The sequence below is a fragment of the Estrella lausannensis genome (assembly GCF_900000175.1).
GTDB lineage: Bacteria > Chlamydiota > Chlamydiia > Chlamydiales > Criblamydiaceae > Estrella > Estrella lausannensis.
The window spans coordinates 211,099-229,460 of sequence record NZ_CWGJ01000025.1; the positions used below are offsets into that span (position 1 = coordinate 211,099).

Below are 18,362 nucleotides of genomic sequence, written 5' to 3' on the forward strand. Positions count from 1 at the left end.
TGCTTCAGTGATTCTATACCGAAAGTGTCTCAAAATTTGGGATTTTGAGACGCTTTCGGTATAAAGCCAGATCTGGCAAAGGCTGTTTAGCTGCCTTTGTCACTTATTTAAATAAAATTTGCAAGAAAAATGGAGGGGGTCAGTGCGGATCGATCCAGTTGGACTGAAAGCGGATCACGGTCAGTTTGTCTAAAGGCTCCGGCGCCAAGGGGTGTTGCGGGCTACCTTTATAGGCTGATTTGGCTGCGGCAATCAGAGCAGGATCGATCATTTCCTGCTTGCAAAGCAGGAAGTCGACGCCGTTTTCTTCGGCAAAAGAGGCGAGCGCCGCGGCACGATCGTTATCGGCGATGAGGGCTGATTGCAGTAGGGAATTGGCATTTTTTGCCGATTTCAGGATCAATTTCTGGATTTCAAAGGTATCTCTTTGTCTTCGTGAAGAAGCAATGGGGGCAGAGTTTTCAAAAGGGGGAGGAGGCCTCCTTGCATCGAGAAGGAGGTAGCTTACCTCAGGCATCAATTTATCAAAGTCTGTCGGAAGGGTTTCCGGAGTGATTGCAACGCCGAATTCCAGGCTGGAAATAAAGGGAAAGCGGCCTTCTGTTTTTAACTTTTCGATCACGGTTTTTTGCCAATCCAGGAACTGTTCGCGACGTTCGATATCTTGCAATATCAGTACGTTTCTCCTGAATGCCGGCTCCTGCAGGCAGTCGCTGATGGCAAGAGCGAAGGCTTCTAAAAGCGGAAGAGCTATATTATCCCAGGAAAGTTCTCTTTTTCCCAAGCTGTTTAAACAGGGCTTGCGCTCTTTGCCTACCATCTTGGTCAGTTTATGAATGATTGCTTCCGCCCCGGGAAGCAGGAAGAGAACGGGGTGGGTTGATTGCTTTCGATAGAGCGCGGACGCGATTCTGTTTTTGAGCTCGGAGCGGATTAAGGCCTTGTTTTCCCTGCCGAGGGAAATCTCGATCAGGGCGAGGGGATGCTCTTGAGCAAGAGATTCCATCAGGCTGTCTAAATTCAGGCATTTAAATTCCTGTCCGCTGGAGTTGATGTCTTGCGGGGTTGCAAGGGGGATAATTGTCAGGGATTTGACTTTGTCGGCGATCTTTTTGATGGGTTCAAAAAGGGCCGATGCCCCTCTGCGCCTGATCGTGATCTCTTCTTGATTATCCTTCTTGAAAAGCTTGTTTTGATTAGTGTCAAAGACTAAAGTATCGCCCTCCCTGATCTCGGCTTCGGGAAACCTCAGGATACCCTCTTTCTTGTCGAACATCACCTCTTCCCCAAGAATCATGGAAGGAATATTGCGAAGACGCAGTGTTTGAAAGAAGTAGCCGGTTTTGATGCCCTTCAAGGTAATAACGCCGGAGAGATTGTTTGTGACGCCGCTCAATTCCGCATCATCTTCTTTGAGAAGTATGACGCTTTCTCCATTGTTTGCGATCTCGTCTGCTTTGGCCTTCGAGAAAGCTATTTTTCCGATAGCCAGGCCTGCCGAGGGGGCTTCCATTGTATCGACAAGGCAGGTCTCTTTGTGCTGGATGATGGTGTCGAGCTGCTCGGCCGCTTTCATTGCTTCCACGGGGTCGATGCGCTCCAGCAGAGTTTTTTTGTCGATGGCTCCCTTTTTGATCAGCTCTGTCAAGGATTTGATGGAGCTGAGCGGCTGCTCGTCCGCTTTGACGATGTTGGTGATGAAAAGATGCCCGTCCTCAATGGTAAAGTCTACTCTTACCGTTTCCAGCAGCTCGTGCTCGATCAGTGCAGCGTAGGCGGTAATCTCCCGGTAAACGCTGGGCATGAGGTACTGCAGCGATTTTATGTCGCTTGAGAAGAGCCTCTTTGTCGAGGTGTGGTCGTCGAAAATGTCTTCGCTCCCTCGTTTTTGAAAGTAATCTCCATAAATTTCGGGATTGCCGTTGGTGGGATTGCGTGAATAGAAAGTTCCTTGTCCTGAATACGCGGTCAAGTTGGAAAAAACCATTCCCTGGATCATCAGCTCCGGTTCTTCCGTTCTTGGAGCTCCAATTAAGCTATTGAGCGGGTCTTCAAGCTCTGTCTGCCAGCGCTGGTAGATGGCGTGGATCAAAAGCTCAAACTGCTCTTCCATGGTTGTCGGAAAAGCGCGGCCTCCCTCGTTTTTAAAGATATGCAGAAAATGAAGGCAGGCTTCATGCAGCCCTTCGCTTGTCACATCGCTGTCTAAAAGGGCCCCCTCATTTTTTTTGATATGCTCCCAAGCGGACTGAAAAGGGTGTTTTGAGATGTGAAAGACGAAGGATGAGAGATCTTTGATGAATCGTAAAAAATTGAGGTAGATGGCTTTTCCGTCGGGACAGAAGGGCTCGAACTCGGAGATGTTTTTTTCGCTAAGGCCTATGAAATCAAATGAGTACGTCCTTGAAAAGGGGCTTTCCTTAGCCTGAAGAGAACAGAGAGAGAAGAGTTTGCCGGGTCTTTTATTACCGAGGGATTCGGTCAGTTTCGCATCGATGTGTAAAAGGCCCGAAGCGAGTTCTTTTTTCACAAAGCCTTTTAAGAAGTCGCCGGTTGTCAGCGCTTCCTTTGCGGCTTGCTTGGTGATGACCATGCCTGGAGGCATTGGGATGGAAAGAGAGGCGAGCCGCACCAACCGGCGACCGGATTCACCGATGCACTCTTCCTGCAAAAGCTGCCTGCTGTTTTCAAGATAAAAAAAACAGTGGCGTCCCATCGTGCCTGACCTTTGTCTAAAAGGAATAGGCGACATGTTCCCTCCGCGCCAGATTCACTAAAAAATAAACATGACTCTATAACAAAAAAATGTAAACTTAAATTTTATCAAATTCTTGTTTTACACTAATCCGCATTAGTTTATAATTGCCGAGAAGTTTTCAGATATCCTTGATTTTCAAGGGGTTTTTCTCCTGCCTACATTTCAAAGAGGTGCTATATTCCATGCCTGAAGATCAGCTAAAACAGCGAACCGTCTATTCCAAAACAAATCCCTACAGAGCGTCTCTCATCGAGAGGTACAACCTCTGTTCGAGAGAATCGAACAAAGAGACTTATCACTTAACGCTTGATATTGCCGAATCGGGAATAAGCTATGAAGTCGGCGATTGTATCGGCGTCGCTCCTGCGAATGATCCTAAGATAGCTGAGAAGCTACTCAAGCTGTTTGGCGTTCAGGGAGATGAATCGGTAGTTACCAAGCGGGACGGCGAGTCGCTTGCATTCCACGAATTTCTTTTGAGGAAGGCCAATTTAGTTCAGGTTAATAAAAAATTCTTTTCAAAGGTTGCTGAGAAGGCGCATTGCAAAAAGGCTAAAGAGCGGTTTATGGAGATGCTCGGCGCGTCCGATCCCGATCTTTTAAAAGCGCATCTGGAAGAGAGGCATGTACCCGATCTGATAGAGGAAGCCGGAGGAGCCTCCGTTGAGCCGCAAGAAGTTGTCGATTTGCTCATGCCGCTCATGCCGCGCTTCTATTCGATTGCCTCCTCGCTGAGGACCCATCCGGGCGAAGTGCATTTAACGGTTGCCAAGGTGTCTTATGAGCTTTTAGGGCAGCCAAGAGGGGGAGTCTGCACCCATTATCTGTCGGAAAGAACGCCGCTTAAACAGCCGGAGATCCCTATTTTTCTACAACCGCACTCAGGGTTTACGATTCCAAAGGATTCGATGGCGCCCATGATCATGATCGGTCCGGGAACAGGCGTGGCTCCTTTCAGGGCCTTTATGCAGGAGCGGCAAGCTATCGGCGCCAAGGGTAAGAATTGGCTTTTCTTTGGCGATTGGTATCAAGACGGAACGTTTCTTTACGGCGATTATTGGCGGCAAATGCATTCCAAGGAAGGTCTTAAGTTGGATCTGGCCTTTTCCCGTGACCAAGAAAGCAAGATCTACGTCCAGCACCGTATGCTGGAAAAGGGTAAAGAACTCCATGCCTGGCTGCAAGAGGGGGCTTATCTTTATGTTTGCGGCGATGCCAAGCGCATGGCGAGGGATGTGGAGGCTGCGCTTTTGCAGATCCTGGCCGAGCATGGCGGCATGACGGATGAGGAAGCTAAGGATTATGTCCGTTCTCTGCGAAAAACAGGCCGGTACCTACGCGACGTCTATTGATCGAAAATGCCGGATTTTGCGATCAATCCGGCTTGATTTAGAACTGTCTTAAGAGACTGCCCACAAACTCAAATCAGTTTGAGCACAGTCTCTATACCGAAAGTGTCTCAAAATTTGGCATGAGGGCTTTCTCTTTGCCAAAACCAAATGACGAGACACTTTCGGTATAAAATAGGATCGCTTTAAGCGGGTTCTTCAGTGGTGATGATACAGAAGCATTGGACTCCTTCTCCGCGGCCAAACCCGGTCAAGCCTTCGCCTGTGGTCGCCATGATCCCGATCTGGGAAGGGTTGATGCCGATGACCCGGGCGATGTTGTCTCGCATCTCCCGCACGCGCTCTTTGAATTTTGGCCTTTTACCCTCCAGCGAGATAGAGACGTGGGATATTTTCTGATTCCCTAATGTTTTCAGGGCTTCTTTTAAATACTCTTCGCTGTCGGTGATTTTCTTTTCCAGGCAGAGTGTGTCAGCCAAAGCTCCGAGTATGGGCACGCCGGTGACGGTGGTGATGGCGTTGCAGAGGGCATGAAAGACGACATCGCCATCGGAATTTGCCGAAAACCCGGGCACATCGTCGAATTCCAAGCCGGCGATGATGCACTTTTTGCTCCCTTGTTCTTCAAAGCGGTGGCTGTCTTGGCCAATCCCTGTTCTGTATCGCATGTTAGCTCCTGCTCGTCGGTGGGTGATGTCCGGTTTCCCTGCGTCGAAAGTGTCATAGACTCCGCTTTTGGGCTTTGAGAAAACTCTCGGGATTGCGATGTTGCAAGTCACCTAATATTAGAAAGATGAGACGACATGCAACGTCGCAATTCCGAGGTGTTCTCAAAGCCAAAAAACAAATTTTGAGGCAATTTCGGTATGGGGTTGAATTTTGTGAAAAGTTTAGTTCTTCCACCTATTTCTTTAAACCAAATAAGAGACTACCCGTAAACTCAAATCCCAATCTGTTAGCAGTCTCTTCCTGAAATCTGGCAGGGCAACTTCGAGATAGCACCCAAGACCGAAAGTTTCGAAGTTGCCTTATCATTCTAATATTAGGTGATTTAATCCGTTCAATTGAGGGGCTTTCTCGGGGCTGAAAACTTAATTTTGAGACGCTTTCGGTATACTGCAAGACAGGTTCTTTTAATTGTTGAATAAATGCTCTTCTAATCAACTTTTGATTATTTTTTTTGTAAATTAATTATTTTCTTGAGGGAAACCTGTTCTTTATGTAGGTTACTCACGTAGGCATGTGGGGGCTTTTTCCCTAAAAGATGTCTTAATTAAACAGTGTGAAGGGGTTGGGATAAAAATCATGGAAGCGATGAAGATCACCGGAGGTAATCCGCTTAAAGGTAAAATCAGGGCGCAAGGAGCCAAAAACGCGACGACTAAATTGCTGGTGGCCTCGCTTTTATCCGATAAGCCGTGCCGGTTTTACAATGTACCGAATATCGTTGAAATCGAAGTGACTGTCGCCATGTGCCAGGAAATCGGCATGCAGGTTGCCTGGGACAAAGAGGCGAAAGTCATGGAAGTGGTCACAAAAGAGCTCAATACTTCCTATATTCCTCAGCGCTTTTCAGGCGCCAACCGGATCCCGATCCTGATGATCGGTGCGCTTTTGGGAAGAACCGATCAGGATATCATCGTGCCGGTTGCCGGCGGAGATTTGATCGGCAAGCGGCCCATCGATTTTCACTTGGATTCTTTAAGAAAACTCGGAGCGACGATCGAATTCCGCGAAATGAAAAGACAGGGCGCCTATTTCGCGCAAGCTCACAATGGCTTAAAAGGCACAGTGATCCATCTTCCCTATCCATCTGTCGGCGCAACGGAAAACACCATTTTGGCAGCTGTCACAGCCCGAGGTGTCACCGAGATTAAAAATGCTGCGATGGAGCCCGAAATTGTCGATCTGATCCTCTTTTTACAAAAGCTTGGCGCCAACATCACGCTGGACGTTGACCGCACCATCCGCATCCACGGTACAAGACGGTTTTATGAAGTGGAGCACTCCATTATTCCCGACCGTATCGAATCGGCATCCTGGGCAATGGCGGCGATCGCGACGAAGGGTGAGATTTTCATTGAGGATGCAAAGCATCAGGATATGATCACCTTCCTAAACAAGCTCCGCGAAATTGGCGGCGGCTACTCGGTGAAAAAGGACGGGATCAAGTTTTACTATGACGGCCCGCTGCAAGGGGGGCTTCACCTGGAAACTGATGTACACCCCGGCTTTATGACTGACTGGCAGCAGCCTTTCGTCGTCCTTTTGACACAGGCGACCGGTTCTTCTGTCGTTCATGAAACGGTTTACGAAAATCGCTTTGGATACACCGATATTCTTAAAGAGATGGGGGCGGATATCACCCTGTTTAAACAGTGTCTGGGTGGAAAAGACTGCCGATTTGCTTCGCAGAGCTTCCCCCACAGTCTTATCGTCAAGGGAGCAACTCCTCTTGCCTGCAAAGACATTCATGTGCCCGATCTCCGGGCCGGCTTCGCTTATGTGATGGCCGCCCTCATCGCGGAGGGGACAAGCACTATCACCGGTCTGCCATTCTTGGATAGAGGCTATGAGGCCCTGGACCAAAAGCTGATTGATTTGGGTGCGATGATCGACCGCGTCGAGATCGACCAGCGGCCGGAAGAGTATGTCTACCCGCAAATGACAAAACCGATGCAGTCTGTGGCGCTCGGGGTCTAGACAAGTCTACACCGAAAGTATCTCAAGGCGCCATTGCCCAGGTTTATGATACTTTCGGTGTATTCCGCTCCCCGTCGGGGAGCGGATCTTTAATCCGGAATGCTGAAGCTGGGGATGCAGGCTGTCGCCTTGAACTCTACATTGGTGAAGTTTGGGTCTCCTGAAGGTGTAAGGAGAAGGACAACTTCATAGGGTTCGGTGTGCTGCAGCGTAATATTGGAGGTAGTCGTGATCGTGTTCGGGATTTGCTGCACGTTGGCGACGACAGCGTAGGGCGCTGTCTGGTCAGTGAAGGTAATCGTCACTTGATCCATCGCTGTCGAGACGGCATAAGTATACCCTTCTCCGCTTCCAACTCCATCCGGTGTCAGAGGAATAGTGCCAAACACAAATAGCGGGGTGGTGTCCGATGGGCATTCCGTGAGCAGATTGCCGGTCACCTCTCCTTGGTCGGGTCCAGCCGCTCCCGGCTCTCCCTGAGGACCTTGATCGCCTGTCGGCCCTGTGGGACCGATGGGTCCTTCCTCACCCTCTATCCCTTGCGGCCCTGCGATCCCGGGAGCGCCTTCCGGTCCTTGAATTCCGGGCGGTCCGACGGGACCTGTCGGTCCCGGGGGAGGGCAGCAGCCCATCTCAGGAGAAGGTAAGCCAACAGGGGGTAACCTGGTGGGAAGAAGGCCTTCATCGGCGTGCATCTGTGTGAGCAAGCAGCTACAGACCCCTGCCATCGTCAGCGTCCAGAGTGATAAGGCTCTATTTATCGTGATCATGACTTAACCTAATGCTTAATAGTTTGTTTTCCAGTAGCAGAGTCTTGTAAGAGGCATGATCTCTTGCCTGCGGATTCGGGGGCAGCAGCTGTTTTTGCTGTCACAGCCGTTGAACATCGCTAAGGGAAAGTCCCAGTTGACCTGGACAAAGCTTCGGCTCTTGAACACTTCATCGTAAGATGTTTGCAAAGAAACGTTAAGTCCCAGGAAAAGAGGGATCTCAAAGCGGACAAGTCCGCCAAAGATGTGGTTGCGGTTGCCGCAGTGGGAGTTGTCAAAGCGGTAGGTATAGGTACCGAGCGTGCTGTAGAGGTCAACACAAGGGAAAGGGTTTAGCCATGCGGACACTTCCAAATCAAGTCCTCTTAAGCTCGCCTCGTTTTCGAATCGGTTTGCCACGGCGCCGTTGCCATAGTCAAAGCGCGTCTTTTTTCTGTTGCCGTGTTCGTTTAAGGGAAAGTAGCCGTTGATGCGGGCGTCAAAAAGGCATCCCAGCCATTCAGCGCCAATACTGACCTCTTTGAAATTCCCAAATTCCCCCTGGAGGTAGTCTACATAGGCATAGCCGCGCAGCTTAGCTTTATAGGTGGGAAATGCCGTCTGCAGTCCGACACCGACGTTGGCAGCCCACTTTCCGTCATTCAGGCGATGTCCCTGCAGTTCAAGCAAAGGATCCCAATAACCGCAGCGTGCTTCAGGGCAGAAAAATGCGCCTAGAGAAGCGTATCCCTCCTCCCTGCCGATTCCTCTCGGCGATGTGTAGCCCGCGTTCAGGGTCAAGGATTCAAGCAGTTGCTCTTTTTTTTGTTGATCTTGGCAGGGCCAGTAGATTGCTTCTGCCGTATGGGAAAAAACGAGCGCCAGTAGCGGCAGGACGGTGTACTTGATGTGCCTTAAGTTCATAATCGTTACCTGGAATAACCTTCTGTTGAGTTTATGGGGGCGTCTGCAGGCCAATGGCTAAAAAGTTGATCGCGTTGGCATTAAAGTTGCTGACGTCGATTCTGACTATCGGATTAACGGTGTTGTCGTCCGAGAAATTTGTCTGCGCCGTGATGACAGCGGTGACATCGGAAAGGGTATTGGGAAGGGAGACTTCAGCGTTGGCATTCACCACATAATCATAAGGCTGGTTGGTGAATGTGATGATTGCATAGTTGCTGTCGGCAACGTAAGTGTAGCCATCGCCTGAACCGGAAGTGGGGCCTTCTCCGACAGCGGGAAGGGGGATGATGCCGGAGATGAGGAGCGCTTCTCCCTGAAAGCTGATAATATTGCCCCCGGGGTACCCTGTCGGTCCCTGCACGCCCTGCTCTCCAACGGGACCTTGTTCCCCGGCCGGGCCGGTCGGTCCCTCAGGGCCTTGGGGGCCTTGCTCCCCTTGGATGCCAGCAGGTCCTTGAATGCCTGGAACCCCTTGCAGCCCTGGAGGGCCGGCAGGGCTTGGCAGGCAGTCGCACTTTGCGGCCAGCTGAAGCGGGAGGCCTAATGTGAGGATAAGTCCTAGAGCCCAGGCTGTTTTTCTGCTACGGATCGGATTGTTTTTCATCATCCTTCTCAAGTATGAATTTTTTGGCTGCGGATTTATAATGGGCAGCCTCTTTGTCATTTTATTCGACCGGTTCAAAGCAGGCTGTCGCGATAAACTCGATGCTGTCGATATCAAACGTGGTTCCCAGGGACGAAGAAGGAATCAGCTCATAGGCGGGAGGCGTCGTCTGTGTGATATTGACAAAGACGTTGCGTCCGAAGGTATCGAAAGCAGTTGCCGTGATGGACCATGCAAGGTCTTGTCCACCCACCTGATCGAAGGTGATGGAGACTCCGCTTTGGGAGGCGGTGTATGTATAGCCGGGACCGCTGGTGCCTGGGACGGAAACAGGCCCGTCTGAGCCATCTGCCGGCAATTCGATGATACCAGCGACGAGGTACGGGGTTCCGGTCGGACCGCAGTCGGTGTAGGCAAAACCTTGGGGAGTTCCCTGGGGCCCCCTGATTCCGGGCTCGCCCTCAGGGCCTTGCGGTCCGTCGGGTCCTGTCGGTCCTCTGACACCTGACAACCCTTGAGCTCCTTGCGGACCCTGAGGTCCTTGCGGACCCTGGGGTCCGGCGGGCCCTTGGGGTCCTTGGGGTCCGGCACTTCCGCAGCTGTCGCAGCAAGAGGCTTCGGGCGAGGGAAGGGGTGTTGCTTCCACGGGATTTAAAAAGCTCATGAGAAATGCAAATGTCAGGATAGCTTTGGCAGCGGCGGTGCTCATCGCGCGTCTCTCTCTCTCTTGATCGTTAAAGGATGATGTCTAACTAATAAGGTTTTAAATTGCAAATTTTTTTTACATTAGTGTTTAATGTCTTGTTCATTTAAAATGAACCACTTGAATTTTTTAACGATAGCATGACTTCATCTTGGCAATCCATTCTTAGAACCAACTTTACTTCAGTTGACGAGCTGGCGGCTTACCTGCAGCTTGGAGAAGAAGACCGCGCTCAGCTTTTGGCTAAAAGCCCATTTACGCTCAACGTCCCGGAAAGGCTCGCGGCTAAAATGGCCAAAGGCACTCTCGATGACCCTCTGGCACGTCAGTTTTTTGCGCATACTCTCGAGACGAAGCAAGGGGAGGGTTTTTTGGACGATCCCAATGCGGAGTCCCTCTACACGTTGACCGGCAAGATGCTAAAAAAGTATGCCGGCCGGGCGCTCATTGTCACCACCTCTGCCTGCGCAATGCACTGCCGCTACTGTTTTCGCCAGAACTACCCCTATGAAAAAGAGAAGGCCGATTTTGAAGAGGAGCTCTCCGGTTTAAGGAGTGACACTTCCCTGTTTGAGGTGATTTTGAGCGGCGGCGACCCGCTGAGTTTACCAGATCGCAGGCTGATGACTCTGCTCGAAGGAATTGATGCCATCCCCCATATCCAACTGATTCGTTTCCATACCCGCTTTCCGATCGGTATCCCGGAAAGAATCGATGACGCCTTTTTAGACCTCTTCGCATCCATAAATAAGCAGATTGTTTTCGTGGTGCACGTCAATCACGCCCGCGAACTCGATTCTGATGTGCTGTTCAGTCTGAAAAGGATCCAGAAACTGGGAATTCCCGTGCTTTCTCAGTCGGTGCTTTTAAAAGACGTCAATGACACAGTCGAGGCGCTTGAAGAGTTGATGCTCAAGCTATCTGCCAACGGCATCATCCCCTATTACTTACATCAACTGGATCGCGTCAGAGGCTCTCAGCGTTTTGAGGTGGGTGATGAGAGAGCGATCGCCCTGATCGGGCAGATTAGAGAGCGCCTGCCAGGCTACGCCGTTCCTCAGCTGGTGCGAGAAATTCCCGGTCATCTGCATAAAACTCCTTTGCTTGTGCCCCGCACTCTAAGAGAAAGTTAACGGATTCGGGTTTCCTCGATTTTGGGGATTGAATTTTCTGAGAGCTTTCTTAATTAGATATTTATAAATTTTTCGTAAAATATGGGATTATTGAATTAATCAAAAGATGGTTTTATGGCTATTGATTCTTTGAATACAGGAAGAACTGATATGAACGGCCGCTTTCCCTTGCCGGAAGAGGAAAAGAAAGTGGAAGGCTCGCCCCTTCGCATCAAAGACATTGCCCATATCGCTTTTTACACTCTGGGCGCCCTGTTTGCCGCTGCGGCGACAATTAGTCTGATTGTCTCCCTGACAGTGATCTCGGCGGAAGCCATTGCCGGAACGATCTTGACTATCTCCCTGATCGGCCTAGGCACTCTTGCCGGGTTGAAGCTTTGGGAACTGGCGACACCTCACCTTCCCGAATGTCTGCGGAGAGTTGCCAACATCATCCAAATCTTAGTGACGGAAGTGTTGGGCATCCTATCCCTCATCGCGCTGTTTCCTGTCGACCTAACCAAGAGCGATCCTAAAACGCGAGACGAGATCAATCCCGAAGAAACTCCGATTCTGATGATCCACGGATTCTTGGGCAGTTCCAACAACTGGGTCTATCACAAGTCAAGGCTTAAAGCGGCCGGTTACCAAAATGTTTTCTCCATCAACTTGGGTAATCCTCTGATCTCCATTGATGAGTACGCCAGGCGGGTCGATGCCAAAGTGAAAGAGATACAGGAGCTGACAGGTCGAAAAGACATCCGCCTACTTACCCATTCCATGGGCGGGCTTGTCGCAAGGCAGTGGCGCTATACGATGGCCCAAGACACTGACGTGAAAGAGATTGTTACCCTCGGCACTCCATTGGATGGAACCTATGTCGCCTACGGTACGCTGGGGCTCTCTTCCTGCGGAAAGGAGATGTTTCCCGGTTCCGATTTCGTCAAGCAGCAGCAGGAGTGGGCGGCGCACGATCAAACTACCGACTACTACCATATCGCGACGAAAACCGACCTGATCATTTTGCCGATGGATTCTGCCAAGCGCGGCGGCAGCCCGGGCGATAAACTCAAAGTGGATACGTTGGATGCCACCGGCCACGTCGGTTATCTTTTCTCCGACAAAGCCGCCGACTTAGTGATTGATTACTTCAAAGCGAAAGATCGACACCCTGGCCCGGTAAGCGCTGTTTAATTTGCTTTGGTAGGCAGTATACCGATAATATTGAGGGCTTTCTCAAACCAAAAAATTTCATTTTTGAGATGCTTTTGGTAAATACTGCAAGCATCTCAAAAGTGTGTGGTGGGGCTTCCTCTTACATTCTCTCGACGGTGCCGATGCCCAGAATATGCAGGCCGGCTTTCAGCACGCGCTCGGTAGCGACGATCAGCGTCAGGCGCGATCCCTCTTCCTCTGAACCTTCGACGCGGCAATCCCTGAAAAAGGCGTTGAATTTTTCCGCCAGCTGATAGAGGTATTCCGTGAGCTGATTGGGCAAAAGATCGTTTGCCATCTGGTCGAGCGTCTCGCCGAATTGCGCAAGGTGTAGTCCGAGCGCGATTTCACTCGGATGGCTCAGTACGGCTTGGGATTCATTTAAGATCTCCTCCGTTTCCTTGCCGACCTTCTTCTTTATTCCCTGGATACGTACAAAGCTGTAGAGAAGGTAGCTTGCGGTGTTGCCCTCAAATTTTAACATCCTGTCATAGCTGAAAGTGTAGTCTCCTGTTCTGTGGCAGGAGAGGTCAGCGTATTTAATCGAAGAGGTGCCTAGCTTTTCGGCCAAGTGGCGTTTTTCCTCTTCCGCCATTTCAGATTGGCGCTCGCTGACGATGGAGTAGGCCTTTTCGATAGCCGTCGTGATCAGGTCGATCAGTCTTTCTGTCTCCCCGGAGCGTGTCTTGAATTTTTTTCCGTCGGGGCCAAGCACAAGTCCAAAAGGAACGTGATCCACCCGCGTCTTTTGGGGATCTAGCCATCCCGCCTCTTCCGCTGCCTGAAAAATCATTTTGAAATGGCTCGCCTGCCCGGCATCGGTAACGTAGATGATTCGGTCCGCTTTTTCATCTCGGATGCGCTGGCGTATGGCAGCAAGATCGGTTGTGGCATAGTTGTAGCCGCCATCTGTTTTCCGGATGATCAGGGGGAGAGGCTCGCCCTCCCTGTTGGTGAAGCCTTTCATGAAAATGCAAAGAGCTCCGTCCGACTCCTGGACAAGCCCTTTTTTCTGAAGTTCGTCGACTACATCTTTCAGGAAAGGATTGTAGAAGGACTCGCCCCTGTCTTTGATTTCGATATCCAGGAGACGGTAAATTTCGAGGTATGACTGCCTTGAGATGCTGCAGATGGCCTCCCAGGCCTTTAGCGAGGAAGAATCTCCTCCTTGCAGGCGGCCGACCTCTTTCTGAGAATTTGTCTTGAAATTCTCGTCGCTGTCGAATTTGGCTTTAGCCTGTTTATACCAGCCCATCAGGTCTTCGAGAGCGTAGCCTTCGGGGTTTTGGAAGGCTTCCGGAACATCTTGTTTCATGAAGGCGATCAGCATGCCGAACTGAGTTCCCCAGTCGCCGATGTGGTTGAGACGTACAACGTCATGCCCTTTAAATTCAAACAGGCGGGCAAGGCAGTCTCCGATAATGGTTGAACGGAGGTGGCCGACGTGAAGCTCTTTGGCGATGTTGGGGCTGGAGAAGTCGATCACGATGCGTTGGGGGGTCGCAGGAGACTCTATTCCGGCTCTCTCATCGCGGGCGATAGCATTGACGAGGGATGAGAGATAAGAGGGTAAGAGGGTGATGTTGACAAAGCCGGGGCCGGCAATCTCCAGTTTTTCAATCATTCCGTCTTTGCTCAGGTTTTCGATAATTTTCTCTGCAATAGCCCGCGGCGGCTGGCCAAGGGGTTTGGCGAGGCGCATGGCGGAGTTGAACTGGTAGTGGCCGAACTTGTCTTGCGTGCTTTTGGTGATTTCAAGAGGGACGGAGCCAGCTTCCTGCGAAAGGGGGTGGAATGAGTGCTCTAGGGCTTCTGAAAAATTACGCAGGAGGTGCTCTTTGGGAGTTTGCATCGTTTGATTCCTTAGAAATTCGGATTTTGCCTTCGATGATATCAAAATGGGGTCCGATGTTCAAGACTTGAGAGACTGCCCAGCAACTCAAAGCAGGATGCTTTGGCGCTGCAGAGGGGTATTAGCTTCTAAAAAATCGGAGTAGTGGATGGATGTGTGGAGTTCTTTTCGAAGCTTAGAGACCGTTAGCCGTCTCTTATACCGATGAGTACTCTCTTAATTCTTGGTAAACTATCGCTTCTTGAGGTTTTCCATGGCAAGCTCGAGGGCAATCGACCCTGTTCCCCGCTTCTCCTTCTCGGAGCGGTAAAACACGACCGTGGCCGTATCAAAAATTTTACGGATTTTGCTGATCGCGTTTGCAGGATTGTATCCCATGGGGCTCAACTCTTCGGACACATTGATGAGGCCTCCCGCGTTGATGATGAAATCGGGGGCGTAGAGGATCTTACGCTCAAAGAGAAGCTTGTCGTCATCATCGCTCAGCAGTTGATTGTTGGCCGAGCCAACAACTGCCAGGCAGTTAAGTTCCTTAATCGATTGAGGGTTTAATACACCTCCCAAGGCGCAAGGTGAGAAGATGTCGCAGGGCACCCGATGGATTTCGGAGGGGGAAACCGCTATTGCGCCCCATTTTTTAGCGAAGTGGCGGGCCTTCTCTTCATCGATATCGGCGATATAGACTTTAGCCCCCGCCCAGAAAAGCTGTTCTGCAAGGCAGTGGCCTACATGGCCAAGTCCTTGTATCGCCACCGCTCTCGTAAGAAGAGAAGCGGAGCCGAACAGTTTTTTGGCGGCAGCTTCCATTCCTTTCAAGACTCCGAAGGCCGTGAAAGGGCTGGGGTCGCCGCTTGATCTCTCGGTCGGAAGAGCGACTACATAGGGGGTCTTTTCCCGGATGATGAGCATGTCCTCAGCCGATGAGCCGACATCTTCTGCAACTATGTAACTACCTTTTAGTGAATTGATTACCTCGCCAAAGCTGCGGAGCATCGCCGGAGTCTTATCTTTTTTCGGATCGGCGATGATGACGCTTTTCCCTCCCCCCAAGCTCAATTCGGCAAGAGAAGATTTAGCTGTCATGGCGCGCGAGAGGCGCAGCACATCTTCTAGCGCTTCTTTTTCCCCTTTATAGGGATAGATGCGGACGCCGCCGAGTGCCGGCCCTCGGTGCGTATTATGGATCGCAATGAAGCAGTGCAGGTTTGTCTCCCGGTCTTCTGCTTCGATCACGGTTTCATAGCCGTTAACTAAGTGTTCTTTGATTGACAGCATACGATCCTCTCTTTGGCGGGGGTGCGGCGACTCGGGTAAGCCTCCGCTCCTCTACTATAAATTTTGGCCTATTTTTGACCAGAAGATCCCGCTGCCGGCTGAAATGATTTTTTTTAGAATACACTTTTTTAGTGCCTCGGCCCACTCTCAAGATTCGCTTTGACCCAGAGGGGAAATCCTCCTTGAATAATAAAATGATTAAGGATATTCTTTATCATTAAATGATTGCTTTCTGTTAATTGCATTTGCCACGAGGTCGTGATGACTAAAGGAATAGAGATATCTGCAGATCTAAGCGATAAGCTCCAACATTTTCTGCATGAAACGCCGGAAGTGGAGCTGGTCACTGCCTACCTGTATTTTATTCAGAACAAGTTCAAGCTGCATCCTGTGCTTTATCCCAAAAATAAAGTGATCTATCAGAATGCCGAAGATGCAGTCAGGGCTGCGGAAAAAACCAATCCCTTGTGGAAAGAAGCGGAAATCAAGATCACTTTTTCGAGAGAAAGTGTCAACGAACTGACCAAGAAGATCTACATCTGCCCCTTTTCCGGTAAGGTCTTCGGTGACAACACACACCCGAATCCTCAGGACGCTATCTACGACTGGGTTTCTAACTGCAAAGAAAATACAGAGCGTATCGGCGGATTGAAAGTGAAGCGATTCTATGTTTCCGAAGATCCTGAAGTCATCAAAAATTACCTTGATAAGACAAAGGTGAAGGAACCGATCAAAAGGACTGTTTACTCTTCCGCTTTATCCGGAAAAATCTTCAATACGAAGGAATCCGTGATTGAAGACTTTAAGAAGAACTATTTGAAGCCTCTAAGCTTGAGTGAAGTGCAAAGTCAGAATCGCTACGAGATCGAAGAGAGTTTCTTAGAGTTTATCCAAAAACAGCTGGTCGAAGATAAGATCGCCCAGTTTGTGGAAGCTTTGGCCGACAAAAAAGAATTTGTCCCCTTTGTCGAGAAGTGGCTGGCCTAAGCTTTTCTTAGAGCCTGTATTTAAACTCAAGGCATACGATTTCAGTTTTAATATAGGCTTTTGAAGCCTGTCCCCAAACTGTTAATGCACCATGATCTTCGGAACCGCTCTGTTTATACCGAAAGTATCTCGAAATTTGGAGCTTTCTCTTTGCCAAAAACCAAATTTTGAGACACTTTCGGTATAAGTCCTTTGGTTCAGTAAGGGGAGGTACCTTAGAGGCTGTCAGCAAGCAAATCATACAATTCAGTGTGTGGACTGTCTCTTAGATCGTTTTTTTGAAAATCATGGTAGAAAAATATAAGACAGAATCTCAGCAGGAAACTATCGCGATAGCGACCCGTTTCGGAGCTTCGCTCCCGATCGGTGCCGTCGTACTCTTTTCCGGCGATCTTGGAGCGGGAAAGACAACCTTCATCAAAGGCCTTGCCAAAGGGGCATGCGACATTCCTGCGTCTGAAGTGATCTCTCCGACATTTTCTATTTTAAATATTTACAAAGGCAAGAAGTGCCTTTTTCATTTTGACTTGTATCGCATGCAGAATGCCGAAGATTTTATAGCTATGGGTTTTGAAGAATATCTGTATCCGGATGGCATCACGTGCATCGAGTGGTCTGAAAGAATAGAGCAAATCCTGCCAGCAGGCCACTACCGAGTGCATATCGAGCACTTTTCGGAAAGTGAGCGCCTGATCTCCATTTCAGAAGAGGTGTGAAATGACTCTGTCTAAAATTAAAGAAGCTAAGTTCCAGGGCGCATTTGGCCCTGACGTCAAGATTCCTGTGTTTAAAACTCCCCAGGGAAAGGTGATGCCGGAGATCGCGCTGATCGGCAGATCCAATGTCGGTAAATCGTCTCTCATTAATCACATGCTGGGGCGCAAGGGGCTTGCGAAAACATCCTCCGTTCCGGGAAAGACGCAGACGGTTAACTTTTTCATCGTTAACGACCAAGTCGCTCTTGCCGACCTGCCCGGTTTTGGCTATGCCAAGGTTCCCAAAGAGCTTCGGGCCAAATGGGGTCCGCTCATTGAAGGGTATCTTCAGGGAAGGGAAAATCTTAAATTGGTATTGTTCCTCTTTGACATCAGGAGGGAGCCGAGTGAAGAGGATATCGCCATGCTCGATTGGCTGCTGCACTTTGAAAAAGATGTGATAGCCGTATTCACCAAAAGCGACAAAATATCCCACTCGGCCCATCAGAAGACTGCACATCAAATTTTGGAACATTTAAGAGCCGATATTCCCTTTGTCATCTTCTCCACGAACGAAAACAAGGGAAAAGAGGCTCTGATCAGACTAATCGACAATCACATCCAAGCGACTTAAAGGAGCCCCGTGGGACAGATTCATAAACAGACGTTCGTATGCCTCGACTGTGAGGCCACGGGACTCGACCCTGAGAAAGACAGAATCATCGAGATAGCTGTCGTCAAATTCACATTCGATGGCGCCATCGAATCTTACGAGTCCTTGGTCGACCCGGAGATGGAAATTCCAGAGACCTCCATCAAAATTCACCACATCACCCAGGATATGGTGCAGGGAAAGCCCAAAATTCAGCGTCTTTTGCCCAAAATCATCGAGATGATAGGTAGCCATATCATCATCGGGCACAACATCAACTACGACCTGGAGCTCATTAAGAACGAAGCGAAACGCTACATGATCCCCTGCAGCTTTGACAAAAATAAAACGATCGACACGCTCAGGCTGGCCAGGCTTTACGGCGACAGCCCATCGAACGCATTGGAGAAGCTGGGAGTGCATTTCAACGTGCCTCAGGACGCTGCGCACAGGGCGATGAATGATGTGCTCGTCAATATCGAGGTGTTCAAGCATCTTTCAAAGCGCTACGGCTCTCTTGAAAAGGTGTTCCAGATTCTTTCCAAGCCCATCATGATGAAAACAATGCCTCTAGGAAAGCATAAAGGACGTCTTTTCAAAGATATTCCACTGCAATATCTTCTCTGGGCTGCAAATAAAGATTTCGACCAAGACCTTCTCTATTCAATCAGAAAGGAGATTGCCGACCGCAACAAAGGCAAGCGTTTCGAGCAGCAATCCAGCCCTTTTCAGAATTTGTAAA

General features: G+C 49.8%; 16 protein-coding genes. 8 read left to right on the plus strand and 8 right to left on the minus strand.

The window, feature by feature from the left end:
* Positions 1-139: 139 nt before the first annotated feature.
* Positions 140-2,752, minus strand: a complete 2,613-nt coding sequence (locus tag ELAC_RS08480; RefSeq protein WP_143406482.1) for a hypothetical protein — start codon at positions 2,750-2,752, stop codon at positions 140-142.
* Positions 2,753-2,940: 188 nt separating this feature from the next.
* Between ELAC_RS08480 and ELAC_RS08485 the strand changes: the two genes are divergently transcribed.
* Positions 2,941-4,110, plus strand: coding sequence for a diflavin oxidoreductase (locus tag ELAC_RS08485; protein WP_098038850.1), 1,170 nt, complete (start codon positions 2,941-2,943; stop codon positions 4,108-4,110).
* Positions 4,111-4,292: 182 nt separating this feature from the next.
* Here the strand turns inward: ELAC_RS08485 and ispF are convergent, their stop codons facing one another.
* Positions 4,293-4,775 carry a 2-C-methyl-D-erythritol 2,4-cyclodiphosphate synthase gene (gene ispF / locus ELAC_RS08490; protein WP_098038851.1) on the minus strand — a complete coding sequence of 161 codons (483 nt, stop codon included), beginning with the start codon at positions 4,773-4,775 and terminating at the stop codon, positions 4,293-4,295.
* Between the two features lie 637 nt (positions 4,776-5,412).
* Between ispF and murA the strand changes: the two genes are divergently transcribed.
* Entirely contained in the window at positions 5,413-6,810 is a 1,398-nt protein-coding gene (gene murA / locus ELAC_RS08495) for a UDP-N-acetylglucosamine 1-carboxyvinyltransferase (protein WP_098038852.1), read from the plus strand.
* Positions 6,811-6,899: 89 nt separating this feature from the next.
* On the opposite strand, the gene ELAC_RS08500 is transcribed toward murA, so the two are convergent.
* The 4 genes from ELAC_RS08500 to ELAC_RS08515 all read right to left on the minus strand — a co-directional run bounded on the left by ELAC_RS08500 (position 6,900) and on the right by ELAC_RS08515 (position 9,838).
* The gene (locus tag ELAC_RS08500) at positions 6,900-7,580 is read right to left on the minus strand and encodes a collagen-like protein (protein ID WP_143406483.1); all 681 of its coding nucleotides are present in this window, start codon (positions 7,578-7,580) and stop codon (positions 6,900-6,902) included.
* A gap of 15 nt (positions 7,581-7,595) precedes the next feature.
* On the minus strand, positions 7,596-8,483 hold the full coding sequence (locus ELAC_RS08505; protein ID WP_098038853.1) for a hypothetical protein: 888 nt from the start codon (positions 8,481-8,483) through the stop codon (positions 7,596-7,598).
* A gap of 31 nt (positions 8,484-8,514) precedes the next feature.
* Positions 8,515-9,129 carry a collagen-like protein gene (locus tag ELAC_RS11775; protein ID WP_204250551.1) on the minus strand — a complete coding sequence of 205 codons (615 nt, stop codon included), beginning with the start codon at positions 9,127-9,129 and terminating at the stop codon, positions 8,515-8,517.
* A gap of 61 nt (positions 9,130-9,190) precedes the next feature.
* On the minus strand, positions 9,191-9,838 hold the full coding sequence (locus tag ELAC_RS08515) for a hypothetical protein (protein WP_098038855.1): 648 nt from the start codon (positions 9,836-9,838) through the stop codon (positions 9,191-9,193).
* A 134-nt stretch (positions 9,839-9,972) separates the two neighbouring features.
* On the opposite strand from ELAC_RS08515, the gene ELAC_RS08520 reads away from it, so the two are divergent.
* Together ELAC_RS08520 and ELAC_RS08525 are read left to right on the plus strand one after the other, a co-directional pair.
* Positions 9,973-10,965 carry a KamA family radical SAM protein gene (locus tag ELAC_RS08520; RefSeq protein WP_098038856.1) on the plus strand — a complete coding sequence of 331 codons (993 nt, stop codon included), beginning with the start codon at positions 9,973-9,975 and terminating at the stop codon, positions 10,963-10,965.
* A gap of 114 nt (positions 10,966-11,079) precedes the next feature.
* On the plus strand, positions 11,080-12,138 hold the full coding sequence (locus ELAC_RS08525) for an esterase/lipase family protein (protein ID WP_098038857.1): 1,059 nt from the start codon (positions 11,080-11,082) through the stop codon (positions 12,136-12,138).
* A gap of 121 nt (positions 12,139-12,259) precedes the next feature.
* On the opposite strand, the gene argS is transcribed toward ELAC_RS08525, so the two are convergent.
* Both argS and ELAC_RS08535 read right to left on the minus strand, forming a co-directional pair.
* Positions 12,260-14,011, minus strand: coding sequence for an arginine--tRNA ligase (gene argS / locus ELAC_RS08530; protein WP_098038858.1), 1,752 nt, complete (start codon positions 14,009-14,011; stop codon positions 12,260-12,262).
* A 231-nt stretch (positions 14,012-14,242) separates the two neighbouring features.
* The gene (locus ELAC_RS08535) at positions 14,243-15,286 is read right to left on the minus strand and encodes a Leu/Phe/Val dehydrogenase (RefSeq protein ID WP_098038859.1); all 1,044 of its coding nucleotides are present in this window, start codon (positions 15,284-15,286) and stop codon (positions 14,243-14,245) included.
* Between the two features lie 261 nt (positions 15,287-15,547).
* Between ELAC_RS08535 and ELAC_RS08540 the strand changes: the two genes are divergently transcribed.
* The 4 genes from ELAC_RS08540 to ELAC_RS08555 all read left to right on the plus strand — a co-directional run bounded on the left by ELAC_RS08540 (position 15,548) and on the right by ELAC_RS08555 (position 18,361).
* Complete coding sequence (locus ELAC_RS08540; RefSeq protein ID WP_098038860.1) at positions 15,548-16,273, plus strand: DUF2709 domain-containing protein; 726 nt, start codon at positions 15,548-15,550, stop codon at positions 16,271-16,273.
* A 287-nt stretch (positions 16,274-16,560) separates the two neighbouring features.
* Positions 16,561-16,989, plus strand: a complete 429-nt coding sequence (gene tsaE, locus ELAC_RS08545) for a tRNA (adenosine(37)-N6)-threonylcarbamoyltransferase complex ATPase subunit type 1 TsaE (protein WP_098038995.1) — start codon at positions 16,561-16,563, stop codon at positions 16,987-16,989.
* Position 16,990: 1 nt separating this feature from the next.
* Positions 16,991-17,602 (plus strand): ribosome biogenesis GTP-binding protein YihA/YsxC, encoded by a 612-nt coding sequence (yihA, locus tag ELAC_RS08550; protein WP_098038861.1) that lies wholly within the window; start codon positions 16,991-16,993, stop codon positions 17,600-17,602.
* A gap of 9 nt (positions 17,603-17,611) precedes the next feature.
* Positions 17,612-18,361, plus strand: coding sequence for a putative quorum-sensing-regulated virulence factor (locus tag ELAC_RS08555; RefSeq protein WP_098038862.1), 750 nt, complete (start codon positions 17,612-17,614; stop codon positions 18,359-18,361).
* Position 18,362 lies beyond the last annotated feature (1 nt).